This window comes from Micromonospora sp. R77 (assembly GCF_022747945.1).
Classification (GTDB): domain Bacteria; phylum Actinomycetota; class Actinomycetes; order Mycobacteriales; family Micromonosporaceae; genus Micromonospora.
Window position 1 is genome coordinate 954,017 of record NZ_JALDST010000001.1, and the last position, 14,003, is coordinate 968,019.

6 protein-coding genes and 5 pseudogenes are annotated in these 14,003 nt (G+C 75.9%); 1 reads left to right on the forward strand and 10 read right to left on the reverse strand.

The window, feature by feature from the left end:
- Nucleotides 1–14 precede the first annotated feature (14 nt).
- A pseudogene (locus tag MRQ36_RS04140) lies at nt 15–2,476 on the forward strand (DUF3488 and DUF4129 domain-containing transglutaminase family protein).
- A 275-nt stretch (nt 2,477–2,751) separates the two neighbouring features.
- Here the strand turns inward: MRQ36_RS04140 and MRQ36_RS04150 are convergent.
- From MRQ36_RS04150 to MRQ36_RS04190, 10 genes and pseudogenes are all read right to left on the reverse strand, one after another.
- Nucleotides 2,752–3,147 (reverse strand): DUF3040 domain-containing protein, encoded by a 396-nt coding sequence (locus tag MRQ36_RS04150; RefSeq protein WP_242792939.1) that lies wholly within the window; start codon nt 3,145–3,147, stop codon nt 2,752–2,754.
- A gap of 115 nt (nt 3,148–3,262) precedes the next feature.
- Nucleotides 3,263–4,525, reverse strand: coding sequence for a DNA polymerase IV (locus tag MRQ36_RS04155; protein WP_242792940.1), 1,263 nt, complete (start codon nt 4,523–4,525; stop codon nt 3,263–3,265).
- Nucleotides 4,526–4,562: 37 nt separating this feature from the next.
- Complete coding sequence (locus MRQ36_RS04160) at nt 4,563–5,726, reverse strand: alkaline phosphatase family protein (RefSeq protein ID WP_242792942.1); 1,164 nt, start codon at nt 5,724–5,726, stop codon at nt 4,563–4,565.
- A pseudogene (locus tag MRQ36_RS04165) lies at nt 5,723–6,474 on the reverse strand (class I SAM-dependent methyltransferase). Before MRQ36_RS04165 ends, MRQ36_RS04160 begins: the two are co-directional and overlap by 4 nt.
- A gap of 14 nt (nt 6,475–6,488) precedes the next feature.
- Nucleotides 6,489–6,668 (reverse strand): hypothetical protein, encoded by a 180-nt coding sequence (locus MRQ36_RS04170; protein WP_242792944.1) that lies wholly within the window; start codon nt 6,666–6,668, stop codon nt 6,489–6,491.
- 95 nt (nt 6,669–6,763) lie between these two features.
- Entirely contained in the window at nt 6,764–10,156 is a 3,393-nt protein-coding gene (locus tag MRQ36_RS04175; RefSeq protein WP_242792946.1) for an error-prone DNA polymerase, read from the reverse strand.
- Between the two features lie 291 nt (nt 10,157–10,447).
- Nucleotides 10,448–10,777, reverse strand: a pseudogene (locus tag MRQ36_RS33800) (DNA polymerase Y family protein); the annotation flags it as partial.
- Nucleotides 10,778–11,150: 373 nt separating this feature from the next.
- A pseudogene (locus tag MRQ36_RS33805) lies at nt 11,151–12,466 on the reverse strand (DNA polymerase Y family protein); the annotation flags it as partial.
- 22 nt (nt 12,467–12,488) lie between these two features.
- Nucleotides 12,489–13,208: pseudogene (locus MRQ36_RS04185) on the reverse strand (hypothetical protein); the annotation flags it as partial.
- A gap of 190 nt (nt 13,209–13,398) precedes the next feature.
- Complete coding sequence (locus MRQ36_RS04190) at nt 13,399–13,848, reverse strand: SAV_6107 family HEPN domain-containing protein (protein WP_242792948.1); 450 nt, start codon at nt 13,846–13,848, stop codon at nt 13,399–13,401.
- Nucleotides 13,849–14,003 lie beyond the last annotated feature (155 nt).

Sequence of the window (14,003 nt, forward strand, 5' to 3'; positions counted from 1 at the left end):
GAAAGGGTGACCCCGTGACCGCAGCTCGCAACCTCGGCTTCGTCGCCGCCGCGGCGACCCTGCTGGCGGCGGCGCCGCTGTCGGCCATCTTCCAGCGCTGGACGTGGCTGGTCGAGGCGGCGATCGCGGTGGCCGTGGTGGCCGGCGCGGCGGCGCTGAGCCGGCTGGTCCGCAGCCCTCTGTGGGGTCAGGTGCTGGCCATGCTGGCCGGGCTGCTGCTGGCCCTGACCTGGATCTTCCCGAGCGGCGGCGAACTGCTCGCGTTCCTGCCCACCCCGGGCACGTTCGCCCACTTCGGGGAGCTGCTCGGCCAGTCGCTGCAGGACATGCGGACGTACGGGGTGAAGGTGCCCGACGTCACCTCGCTGCTGTTCCTGGCCGTGCTCGGGATCGGTGCGGTGGCGGTGCTGGTCGACGTGCTGAGCGTGGGGCTGCGCCGGCCGGCGCTGGCCGGACTGCCGATGCTGGCGATCTACTCGGTGCCGGTGGCGATCTACGTGGACAGTGTCCCGGCGGTGCCGTTCGTGGTGGGCGCAGCCGGCTACCTCTGGCTGCTGGTGACCGACAACGTGGACCGGGTCCGCCGGTTCGGCCGCCGGTTCACCGGGGAGGGCCGCGACGTCGACGTCTGGGAGGCCTCCCCGTTGGCGGCGGCGGGCCGGCGGCTGGCCGTGGTCGGCGTGGCGGTGGCGGTGGCGCTGCCGCTGGCGGTGCCGGGGATGACCGGCGGCCTGTTGGACACCGTCGGGGCCGGGGCGGGGGCCGGCAACGGGCGGCCGGGCCTGGGCGGCAGCCCGGGGCGGATCGACCTGTTCGCCGCGTTGAGCGGCCAGTTGAACCAGTCCGAGGTGGCCGACCTGGTCAAGGTCAGGACGACCGAGCGGAACCCGTTCTACCTGCGCTTCGGGGTCGCCGACGAGCTGCGGCCGGACGGTTTCCGGACCCGGGTGCCCAGCGGCCGGTCGGCCCGTGACCTGCCCGACCCGACGGACCAGGGCGCCCGGGGGGTGGACCGGCAGCGCTACCGGGCGACGGTGGAGGTGACGAAGAACCTCAACATGCCGCTGCTGCCGGTCTATGCCGAGCCGGTGAAGACCGACGGCCTGAACGGCAAGTGGCTGTACGACCCGAAGCTGCAGCTGGTCTTCTCCAACCGGGAGAATTCGCGGGGCAAGCGGTACTCGTTCGACTACGTCCGCTCGACGTACAGCCCGGCGGCGTTGCGCGCGGCACCCTCGCTCGCCGCCGACGACCCGTTGCTGCGCCAGCAGGTCTGGACGCCGACGGTGCCGGAGGTCGACCGGCTGGTCAGCCGACTGGTCCGCGGCAAGCAGAACGACTACGACAAGGTCCGGGCGATCTACGACTACTTCTCGGTGGAGAACGGCTTCTCGTACTCGCTCTCCACCCGGGGCGGGACCAGCGGCGAGGACATCACCGACTTCCTCACCAGCAAGGTGGGCTTCTGCCAGCAGTACGCCGCCGCGATGGCCTGGCTGGTCCGGCAGGCCGGCATCCCGGCCCGGGTGGCGTTCGGCTTCACCAACGGCGCCGGCGCCGACGACGGCACGTACGTGCTGACCAACCGGAACCTGCACGCCTGGACCGAGGTCTACTTCGGCCAGATCGGTTGGGTGCCGTTCGACGCCACCCCGGCGAGCAGCGTGGCGGGTTCGGTCCGGTCGTCCTGGGCGCCGGACACCGACGCGCCGGAGGAGAACCTTCCCGTCCCGGGCAGCAGCAGCGCACCCGACGGGGTGGGCCCGTCGGCCGGTCCGGACGGCCCGGACGCCGCCGACCGGGACACCGACACCGGCCTGAGCCTGGCCGGCAGCGATCCCGCCGAGCGGGACCGGTCTGGCCGTGGTGGACGGCCGGGGCGCTGGCGCCTGCTCGCGCTGCTGGCCGTGCCGGCGCTGCGCCGGGCGGCCCGCGTCGCCGGCGGGGCAGCCGCGCCGCGCCGAAGGCCACCGTGGTGGACACGGAACCGGGCACGCCGGGCGCGGTCCGGGAGGTGTCGGTCGGTGTCACCGCCGACCGGGCCCGGGCGGACGCCCACGCCGCCTGGGACGAGCTGCTCGACACGTTGGTGGACTTCCGCGTCCGGGTCGACCGGACGGAGACGCCCCGGGCGACGGCGGAGCGGCTGGTCCGGGAGACGCTGACCGGGGACGTCGACGCCGGCGGCGCGGTGCGGTTGCTCGGTCGGGCCGAGGAGCGGGCCCGCTACGCCCGCGATCCGCTCGGTGGTGAGGAACTGCCCCCGGCCCTGCGTGCGGTACGCGGCGCACTGGCCGGCCGGGCGGACCGGCGTACCCGACTGCTGGCAGCGGTGCTGCCGCCGTCGGTGCTGTTGCGCTGGCGCAGCGGGCTGGCCGACACGTCGACGGGCCTGGTCACCACCGCCGGTCGGCTCCGTCGCCACCTGCTGCGCTGGAGTCCACGGCGGATCCTGGCCGGCCGTCCGGCCCGCTGACCCGCGCGACGCCCGTCCGCCGGCCCACCCGGCGGGCGGGCGTCCGCGTGGGCCGAGGGCCCGGGCTGACCGGAGCGCAGGTGGACTGAAAGGAGCCGGGTGGACCGGGCGCACGGACGGACCGTCCGGTGGGTGAGCGGGTGGACCTGATCGAGGAGCACCTGCGCCGCCGGAGGACCCGGGTGGGGAGTCAGGACATGGCGACGCGGCCACGCGTACCGGAACGAATTCCGGCGGCGCGTCGCCGCGTCACCCGGCTCAGGGACGGAACGTGGTCAGCGGTGCCCCTCCGGGCGCTGCCGCCAGCGATCCTCCATCCGGTCGAGGAACGACCCCCGCCGACCCGCGCGACCACGGGGACGGCGACGGCTGGTCGTGCCACCGACCACGTGCAGGTCGGGTGACTGGGACCGGCGGTGCGACTGCACCGCATAGCCCAGCGAGGCCAGCATGACGACGAAACCCGCCACCGCCAGCGGTGGCGTCTTGATCACGGCACCGTAGATCAACAGGGCCAGACCAGCAATGACCACGGCGGCAGCGACGAGCAGGCGACGCCGCGCGTGGAAACGCGGGTCGCTGGCGCGAACGGCCGAGGCGAACTTGGGATCCTCGGCAAGCGACCGCTCGATCTGCTCGAACAGCCGCTGCTCGTGCTCCGAGAGCGGCACGGCACTCCTCCCCGGTCACGTTGGTCGGCCCGGTCGGACCGACAGACCGTGGCAGCCAACCGGCTGCTTACCCGCAAGTCTACGAGGGGGCTCGCGCGTCGGAAAGCGGGACGACCTATGGCCGGGCCGGATTTTCGTCTCGGCGCGGATCACGCCGCCCGAGCAGACTGGCCGGACCTATGACGGACCGCCCGAATCGGGCAGCGGCGGCGTCCGCGGCCGCTTCCGCTTCCCGCCACCCGCGCTCGGGCGCGCCGAGGGTGAGCTGGCGTGGCGTCCGGTCGGCGGCGGCGAGCCCTTCGGCGCGTACGCCGACGAGCCGGATCGGCTCGGTCGTGTCGAGAACGGTCCAGAGCGCCCAGGCAGTGTCGAAGATCTCCCGGGCGGTGTCGGTGGGCACGGAGAGGGTGCGGGACCGGCTGACCGTGCGGAAGTCGGCCAGCCGGACCTTGAGCGACACCGTCCGCCCCACCTGGCCGGCCCGGCGCAGCCGGACGCCGACCTTCTCGGCGAGGCCCAGCAGCGCCCGGCGGATCTCCCCCGGGTCCCGCACGTCGACGTCGAAGGTCACCTCGGCGCCGATCGACTTCTCGGCGTGTTCCGGGGTGACCCGCCGCGGGTCCCGCCCCCAGGCCAGCTCGTGCAGGTGCTGCGCGGCGGCGTCGCCGACCGCCCGGCGGAGCAGGCCGACGGGCGCCTCGGCCAGGTCGCCGACGGTGTTCAGCCCCATCCGGCGCAGCGTCTCGGCCGACCGCTCCCCCACCCCCCACAGCGCCGCCACCGGCAGCGGGTGCAGGAAGTCGAGCACCCGGTCGACGGGCACCACCAGCAGCCCGTCGGGTTTGGCGCGGGTGGAGCCCAGTTTCGCCACGAACTTGCTCGGCGCCACCCCCACCGAGCAGGTCAGGCGCTGCTCCTCGGCGACCCGGCGGCGGATCAGCCGGGCGATCTCCGCCGGTGGGCCGAAGAGGCGGCGCGCACCGGACACGTCGAGGAAGGCCTCGTCCAGGGAGAGCGGCTCGACCAGCGGGGTGACGTCCCGGAAGATCTGCATCACCGCCCGGGAGGCCGCCGAGTACTGACCGAAGTCGGTCGGCAGGTAGACCGCGTGCGGGCAGAGCGCCCGGGCCCGCGCCGTGGGCATGGCGCTGCGGACGCCGTACCGGCGGGCCTCGTAGCTGGCGGAGCTGACCACGCCGCGGGGGCCGATGCCACCGACCACCACGGGCTTGCCGCGCAGCTCGGGCCGGCGCCGCACCTCGACGGAGGCGAAGAAGGCGTCCATGTCGACGTGCAGGATCGGGCAGTCGGTGTCGTCGGCGTCCGGCCCGAAGCGCGGATCACCGTCACCCCGGGGCAACGACTGGCTGCGGCCCATCCCCGCAGGCTAGCCGCCGGGTCCGACAGGTTGCCCGTCAGCCGCTGACGACCAGCAGCGGGATGGTCATCTCGGTCGCGGTGTCCGACCCGTGGTACGCGACCAGCCGCGACTCCATCGGATGCTCGGAGCGGGTGGCCACCACCGCGTGGGTGCCCCGGCAGACCACCACCACGTCGCCGATCCGGCGCAGGTGCTCCTCGGGCACCGGCCCGAACCAGCCGGCCGCCACCAGTTCGTCCCGGGTGGTGACCCGGGCGGCGTCGCCCAGCACCGCCGACCAGGCGGCCACCACGTCGGCGGTGGCGCCCGGCGCGACGTGCAGGTAGCGGACCCGGGGCTCACCGGCGAGCACCCGCACCCCGGCCCGCAGGCGCGGGTCGGTGTCGAAGTCGACGCGGTGCGCGGCGGGCACGTCGAGCTGGCCGTGGTCGGCGGTGACCAGCAGCGCGGCGTCGGGCGGCAGCCCGTCGACCAGCCGGGCGAGCAGCCCGTCCACCTCGGCGGCGGCGAGCCGCCAGGGGCCTGAGTCGACGCCGCTGAGGTGGCCGTGCCGGTCCAGGTCGGGGTGGTAGCCGGAGACCAGGGTGGGCCCGGCGCCGGCGGCCAGGGCGGTGAGCATCCGGGTGGCGAGGGCGTCGACGTCGGCGGCGCCCCGGTAGTCGCCGCCGCGGTTGGCGGCGAGGGTGAGGCCGCTGCCGGCGTACTCGGGGCGGCTGACCACGGTCACCGCCACCCCGGCGGCGCGGGCCCGCTCGTACTGGGTGGGGATGGGTTGCCAGGCCAGCGGGTCCGGGTCACCGGTCCACTCGATGTGGCTGAGCACCCGGTCGGTGTCGGGGACGCGGACCTTGAACCCGAGCACGCCGTGGCCACCGGGGGCGCTGCCGGTGCCGAGGGTGACCAGGCTGGTCGGGGTGGTGGAGGGGAAGCCGGAGGTGAGCGGGACGCCGACGGTCGCGGCGAGACCCGCGAGGGTCGGGGCGTACGGGGCGGCGGTGGGGATCTGGTGCCAGCCGAGCCCGTCGACCAGCAGCACGGCGATCCGGCGTACCCCGGCCAGCCGGGGGCGCAGGCCGAGCAGGTCGACCGCGCCGGGCACGCCGAGCACCGCGAGGGCGCTGGGCAGCACGTCGGCGAGGCTGCCGCCGCCGTAGCGCGGGGCGACCGGGCGAGCGGCCCCACCACCGTTGCCGGTCATGCCGGCCGGCGGGCGAACAGGTGCAGCTGGGCGGCGAGGTCCCGATGGTACGGCGACCACCCGGCCAGGGCCCGCTCCAGCTCGACCAGGGCGGCCGGCTGGCCGTCCGCCACCGCGGCGGGCAGCAGGTCGGCGAGGACGCGCACCCGTGGATCTCCTCGACGGCGAGCCCGGCGGTGGCCAGCAGCGCGGCGGCGTCGTCGGCGTCGTAGCGGCGGCGCAGGGTGTCCCGCGGAACCGGCGCTGCCGTGCGGGTCGGCGGCGAGCGCGGCGGCGGTGTCGAGGTGGCCGTTCATGGCCCGACCGAGCACGGCGGCGGCCCGGCCGGCGACCAGGACGCTGGCCGCGCCGCCGGGTCGCAGCGCGGCGGCGAGGGCGGCCACCACCGGGGCGGGGTCGTCGACGACCTCCAGCACGGAGTGCAGAGCACCAGGTCGACGGTGGCCGCCTCCACCAGCCCGGCGAGCGCGTCGCCGTCGCCCTGCAGGGCGCGTACCCGGTCGGCGACCCCGGCCTCGGCGGCCCGGCGGGTCAGCGCGGCGAGCGCGTCGGGGCTGGCGTCGACCACGGTGACCCGGTGGCCGGCCTCGGCGAGCGGGACGGCGAATCCGCCGGTGCCGCCGCCGACGTCGAGCACGGTGAGCCGGTCGCCGGCCCGGCGGTCCAGCTCGGCCGCGAGAACCGACCAGATCACGGCGGTACGGGGGGTCAGCGTTCGGGTCTGCTCCACGCCGACGAGCCTAGTCACCCGCGCGGTTCCGATCAGAAGTCGCCGCCCCCGGCGGGATCCTCCTCGGCGCGGGACCGCTGGGCGTTGGCCACCGGACCGTCGGTCACCTCGTACTCGCGGGTCTCCGCGTCGTGGGTCGGCGACCAGCCGGCAGCCAGCCGGGTCCGCCGGGTGTTCGCCACGCCACCGATGTATGCGCTGTTCAGGGTCATCGTTCAATCCCCCATGCCGGGCGGGCCACTCTGCCCGCGCGTGTCGGAAGTCTCCCGCTTCCCGGGGCGGGAAACCGTAATGCGGATCACTGGGCTCAGCGGAAGTCCCGGGAAGCCGGCGTGACCGGCGGCGTGATCGCGTCCAGCCGGTCGGCGGTGAGGCTGGTGACCCCCTCGTACCGCTGCAACCGGCCCCGCACCACCAGTGCCGCGCTGGTGCGGGCGACTCGACGGTAGCGCTGCCAGAGGCCCGGGGAGCAAGTGACGTTGAGCATGCCGGTCTCGTCCTCCAGGTTGAGGAAGGTGACCCCGCCCGCGGTCGCCGGTCGCTGCCGGTGGGTGACGATCCCGCCGACCCGGATCCGCCGGCCGGGCTCCACCCGGCCGAGCCGGGCGATCGGCACGGCACCCAGCGCGTCGAGCCGCTCGCGGAGGAACCGGGCCGGATGCGTCTCCGGTGACAGCCCGGTCGCCCAGACGTCGGCGACGAGCTTGTCGACCTCCTCCATGCCGGGCAGGGTGGGCGGGCTCACGCCGGTCACCGTGCCGGGCAGCCGGTCCGGCCGTTCCTGGGCCGCCGCGCCCGCGGCCCACAGCGCCTGCCGCCGGGTCAGCCCGAAACAGGCAAAGGCGTCCGCGGTGGCCAGCGCCTCCAGCTGCGCGGCGGTCAGCCCGGCCCGCCGGGCCAGGTCCGGCAGGTCCGCGTACGGCCCGTGCGCCGCCCGCTCCGCCTCGATCCGCTCGGCCACCGGAGCGCCGAGAGTACGCACGGCGCCCAGCCCGAGCCGGACCGCCGGACCGCCCAGCCCCCAGGCGTGCGGTGGCTCCCCCGGCTGACTCCCCCATCGGGTCTGCGGGGTGGCTTCCAGCACCGCCGACGCGCCGCTGGCGTTGATGTCCGGGCGGCGTACCTCGACGCCGTGCCGGCGGGCGTCGTCGACCAGGGTCTGCGGCGAGTAGAAGCCCATGGGCTGGGCGTTGAGCAGCGCGGCCAGGAACGGCGCCGGGTGGTAGCGCTTGAGCCAGGAACTTGCGTAGACCAGGTAGGCGAAACTCATCGCGTGGCTCTCCGGGAAACCGTAGCTGGCGAACGCGGTGAGCTTGCGATAGACGTCGTCGGCCAGCTCCCCGGTGATGCCCCGCTCGGCCATCCCGGCGTACAACCGGTCGGCGATCTGCGCCATCCGCTCCACCGACCGCTTCGCGCCCATCGCCCGGCGCAGCTGGTCGGCGCCGGCCGCGTCGAACCCGGCCAGATCGATGGCGAGCTGCATCAGCTGCTCCTGGAACAGCGGCACGCCGAGGGTCTTCTCCAGCGCGTTGCGCATCAGCGGGTGGGCGTACGTCACCGGCTCCTGGCCGTTCTTGCGCCGGATGAACGGGTGCACCGAGCCGCCCTGGATCGGGCCGGGCCGGATCAGCGCCACCTCCACCACCAGGTCGTAGAACTCGCGCGGCTTCAGCCGGGGCAGGGTGGCCATCTGGGCGCGGCTCTCCACCTGGAACACCCCGACCGAGTCGGCCCGGCAGAGCATGTCGTAGACCTCGGGGTCGTCCAGGGTCATGTCGCCCAGGTCCAGGGTCGTCCCGATCATGTCGTAGCCGTAGTGCAGCGCGGAGAGCATGCCGAGGCCGAGCAGGTCGAACTTGACCAGCCCGACGGCGGCGCAGTCGTCCTTGTCCCACTGGAGCACGCTGCGGCCGGGCATCCGCCCCCACTCCACCGGGCAGACCTCGATCACCGGGCGGTCGCAGATCACCATGCCGCCGGAGTGGATGCCCAGGTGCCGGGGGAAGGTCTGCAGCTCGTTGGCGTACGCGACGACCTGCTCGGGGATGTCCTCGACGTCGACGGCGGCGACCGAGCCCCAGCGGTCGATCTGCCTGCTCCAGGCGTCCTGCTGGCCCGGGGAGAAGCCGAACGCCTTCGCCACGTCCCGCACCGCCGACCGGGGACGGTAGGAGATGACGTTGGCGACCTGGGCGGTGTGCTCCCGGCCGTACCGGGCGTAGACGTGCTGGATCACCTCCTCCCGGCGGTCGGACTCGATGTCCACGTCGATGTCGGGCGGCCCGTCCCGCTCCGGGGCGAGGAAGCGTTCGAAGAGCAGCCGGTGCCGGACCGCGTCCACGTTGGTGATCCGCAGCGCGTAGCAGACCGCCGAGTTGGCCGCCGAGCCCCGCCCCTGGCAGTAGATGTCCTGCGCGCGGCAGAAGCTGACGATGTCGTAGACCACCAGGAAGTAGCCGGGGAAGCCCAGCTCGTCGATCATCCGCAGCTCGTGCTCCAGCTGCCCGTACGCCTCCGGGTGCGCCTCGGCCGGCCCGTACCGTTCGTGCGCGCCGGCCAACGTCAGGTGCCGCAGCCAGCTCATCTCGGTGTGCCCCGACGGCACCGGGTACGCCGGCAGCTTCGGCGCGACCAGTTGCAGGTCGAAGGCGAGTTCCGCGCCGAACTCGGCGGCCCGCGCCACCGCTCCCGGGTACGCCCCGAACCGGGCCGCCATCTCCGCACCGCTGCGCAGGTGCGCGGTGGCCGCGGCCGGCAGCCACCCGTCGATCTCGTCCAGGCTGCGCCGGGCCCGGACGGCGGCCAGCGTGGTGGCCAGCCGGCGTCGGCCGGGGGTGGCGTAGTGCACGTTGTTGGTGGCCACCGTGGGCAGCCCGGCGGCGGCGGCCAACTCGGCGAGGGCGTCGTTCCGGTCGGCGTCGACCGGGTGCCCGTGGTCGGTCAGCTCCACCGCGACCGTGTCCGCGCCGAACAGGGCGGTGAGCCGGTCCAGCTCCCGGGCCGCCGCGTCGACGCCCTCGGTGAGCAGCGCCCCCGGCACGTGCCCCTTGCGGCAGCCGGTCAGCACCAGCACGTGGTCCTTCAGCTCCTGGGCGACCTCCTCCAGCTCGCCGTAGACCGGGCGGCCCTTCTCGCCGCCGCGCAGCTGGGCGCGGGAGATGGTGGTGGCGAGCCGGGCGTACCCCTCGTGGCCGTGGGCGAGCACCAGCAGGTGCCGGCCCAGCGGGTCGGGCTCGCCGTTCTGCGGGCCGGGCAGCCCGAGGGAGAGCTCCGCACCGAAGATCGTCGGCAGGTGCAGCGCACGGGCCGCCTCGGCGAACCGGACCACCCCGTAGAAGCCGTCGTGGTCGGTGACGGCGAGTGCGGTGAGCCCCAGCCGGGCGGCCTCCTCGGCCAACTCCTCCGGGTGGCTGGCCCCGTCGAGGAAGCTGAAGTTGGTGTGCGCGTGCAACTCCGCGTAGGGCACGGTGTCGTCGGGTCGGGACAGCTCGGACGCCTCGGGCGGCTCGTAGTGCTGCCGCTTGCGGCTCCACGCCGGGGAGTCACCGCCGTCGGCGTCGACCGCGAGCGGATCCACCACGTGCAGGTGCCGCTCGCCCCCCGACCGCCCGTCCCGACCGCCGCCACTTCCACCGCCGCGCCCGGAGAGCACCCGCTCCAGCTCCGACCAGGGCAGCTTCGGGTTGTGGAAGCTCACCGGTCCGCTCCTCGTGCGGCCGGTGTCAGCGCCGGTGCGGGACGGTGGGTGTCCGTTCGTCGCCTACGAACTTGATGGCAAAGATGAATCAGAGGGCTGGAGTCCCTGGCCGACTCGTCGGAGGTCGTCAGCGATCCATATTTGTCATCAAGTTCGTAGCGTCCGTCGGGCCGGGTCCGCCGCAGCCGACCCGACCGGCGCCCAGCCGCGGACCGGCACCCGGTCCGGGACCGGCGCCCAGCCACAGACCGGCGCCCAGCCATGGACCAGCGCCCAGCCATGGACCGGCGCTCAGTCATAGATCGCCTCCACCAGCCACTGGCCGCCCTCGACCGCCAGCAGCAGGGCGGCGCCGTCGGCCAGGCTGACCTGGAACCGGGCCCGCCGTCGCGCCTCGGCCGGCGCCCACCAGCGCTCCTCCACCGGCCACGGGCCGACCCACCCGACGATCTCCGCCGGCCGGCCGCCGACGACCAGCCGGGCGGGCGGGGCGCTCACCGCCAGGCGCGCGCTGACCACGACCGGCTCGCCGGTGGCGTCCCGCACGGTCGCGGCGAGCGGCGTGGGCAGCACCACGGCCGGCGCGGGCGGCGGCAGCCGACCCGGCCACGGCGGTACGGCCACGCCGCCACCCACCCGGCCGCCACCCACCCGACCGCCACCCACCCGACCGCCACCCACTCGGCCGGCGCCGGCCCGCTCCCTGCCGACCGACGGACCGGCCATCCCGGCCGTCCTGGTCGACCGGCCACCCACCGTCGGCATGACCCGCCGCAACGACCGCACGCCCAGCGTCGGCCCGGTCAGCGACAGCCCGGTCAGCGACAGCCCGGTCAGCGACAGCCCGGTCAGCGCCGGCCCGACCGGCAGCGTCCCGGCCGGCCGCGCCGACGGATCGGTCAGTGCCGTCGATCCGCCCCACCCGGCCGACGGAACGACCGGCGTCAGCCCGACCGGCCAGGTCCAGGGACCGGTCACCATCGCCGGCCCCCCGAATCGCCGGCTCACCAGGCAGGGGCGACCGGCCAGGTAGGGGCGCCGGGCCAGACAACGACGGCGGGTCGGGCAGGGGCGGCGGGCCGGGGCGGGCGGGCAGGCGTTCGTCGCCCCACGGCACCAGACGCACCTGGTCGGCCGGGGACCGGCCGCCGCCGAGCACGGCGGTCAACACGGCCTCGGGGCCGAGGATGCCCTGCACCCGGCTCAGCGCGCGATGCGCCCGCTCCCGCTCCTCGCCGGTCTCCCCCCACAATCCCGGTTGCAGGCCGGCCTGGGCGAGCACCCCGTCGGGGATCAGCCGCAGTCGGATGATCCCGGCGGTGGGCCGGGCCGGTCGGGCGCCGGCCCGACGGTTGCCGCCGGAGAGCCAGCCGTCCAGCTGCCAGCGCACCCGGTCGGCGATGGCGGCGGCGGTGAGCAGGCCGTCGTGTCGCCAGACCCGGTGCAGCTCCTGACCATGCGCGGTGACCGCCTCGATGCCGAGCCGGGTACAGGCCAGCCCGTGCGCGGCGAGTCGCTCGTGCAGCTGCTCGGCCAGGACCCGGGCGGCGAAGGCCGCGGCGTCGACCCGCTCGATCGGCTCGTCGTGGTCGGCGGTGACGACCAGGTCGGCCGGGGGGTGCCGGACGGCGAGCGGCCGGTGGTCCCGACCGGCGGCGAGCCGGTGCGCGAGGGCCCCGTCGAAGCCGAACCGGGCCAGCACGTCACCGGCCGGCAGCGCGGCGAAGTCCCCGAGCGTGCGGATCCCCAGCCGGCGCAGCAGGTCGGCCAGGGCGGGCCGGCCGAGCGCCTCGACCGGCAGGGCGGCCAGGAAGCCGGGCGTCCCACCCGGCGGCACCACCCGGCCGTCGCGGGCGGCCAGTCCGGCGGCGAAGACCCCGTCGGCGATGCCGACCTGGCTCTCCACCGCGCAGGTCTGGGCGACGTGTTCGACGATCCGTTCGGCCGCCGCCTCCTCGCCCCCCAGGTAGCGGCTCGGACCGCGGGCGGCCAGCGCGCAGGCCCCCGGCCGGACCACCTCGACCCCGGCGGCCACCTCCTCCACGGCGGCGACCACCGGCTCGAAGGCCCGGGCATCCCGGCCGGGATCGTGCTCGACGACGGTGAGCTGCGGGCAGCGGCCCTGCGCCTCCCGCTTGCGCAGCCCCCGGCGCACCCCTCGGCGCGGGCCCGCTCCGAACAGGCGACCACCCGGTTGGCGTGCAGTACGGCGACCGGATCGGTGGCGGGCACCCCGTCGACGATCTCGGCGGCGAGCACCGGCCAGTCCGGGCACCAGAGCAGCAGCGTCCGCAGCGGCGCGACGGTCATGCCGGCCCCACCAGGGTGAGCGCGCCACGGCGGACGGGGCGACGACGGCGGCCCGGGTGGCGGCGGCGACCCCGGTCGCCCGGGGGATGATCCGGGTGAGCCCGTCGCCGGGCAGCCACACCTTGATCTCCTTCGGCCGGGCGGCCGCCCCGCGTCCGCGCGCCGAGACGGTGACCTCCCGGCGGCGCAGCCGCCCCGGCCGGCCCCCAGCCCCTCCCAGACGCCCCGGACCACCTGCAGCGTGACGTCGGCCGTCCCACCGGCCGTACGGGACGAGCACGCTGCCCCGCTGTCGGGCGCGGGCGGCCAGCCGGTCGGCGACCGAGGCGGAGACCGTGGCCGGGACGGCGGTGACCACCACGTCCACCCCGTCGATGAGGGCGGCGACGACGGTGGGCCACTCGGGTCCGGGGTGCGGCACCAGGGCGAGCCGGTCCAGGGCGATGCCGGCCTCGGCCGCCGCCCCGGCGCCGAAGGTGGGCACGCCGACCACGGCGCACCACGAGCCGGCCCGGGACGCCTCGGCGAGCAGCGCGAGCAGCAGCGAGGTGCCGCCACTGCGGCGGGGCTGCCCGGCACCGACCGCGATGGTGCTGCCGCGCCGCAGGCCGCGGTTGGGCAGCAGGCCGGTCAGCTCCGGCAGGACCGGCAGCACCCGGTGGCCACCCGCCGGATCGGGTGCGCTCGCCGGACGTACCAGCCCGGCCAGTGCGGCGGAACCGACCACCATGCGGCCCGCCATCGGACCTACCCCCCGTCGTGTGTCGTCACGGGACTGAGCCCCGTGCTGTGCCGTGTCGCTGTGCAGCTGCAAGTGGTGCCGGGTCCCCGGACCCGTGGTGTGTCGTCCCGGGAACCGGGCCCACGTCGCGGAACCGGAGGCGGCGCGTCCGGCCCGGCGGGCTTCCCACCGGCGGGCCGGACGCGCCGGGTCAGGCGGCCAACCCGTCCAGTGCCGGCTGGTGGGCCAGGCCGAGCAGGGCCTCCACCACCGTCACGAACTGTTCGGCGGCGCGGAGCAGGTCGTCGGCCTCCCGGGCGGTGACCACCCGGGGGATACCGGCCTCGGCGGCGGCCCGCTTGCCGGCGCCGGCGGCGAAGTAGCGCGCCCACTCGTCGAGCTCGGGGGCGACGGCGCAGAGCAGCACCCAGACGCTGGTGATCCGGTTGCGCCGGGTGGGGGCCGGGCGGGCGCGGGCGGCGAGCAGGGCGGCGGCGGCGCGCAGCGCGGCGAGGTGGGCGGCGGCGTAGCGGAGGCCGTCGGGGCGGGTCTGGGCGGCCTCGGTCAGCCCGTGCCGAGCCACGGCGAGCAGCTGGGCGGGGGTGCGGTGCGGCAGCACGTGCGCCGGCACCGTCGGTGCCTGAGCCGGACTGGTCGGCATGGGACTGTCTCCTCCACTGACCGAGGCGGGCGCGCCGCCCGGCGGATCGGATCCGCCGGTGCGAGGCGCCCGGGGCGGGTGGTGCGGAGGAAGACGCACCGGGTGGGGGCCGGCCGGGTGTGGATGCTTCCCCACACCACACCCGGCCGGCGTAC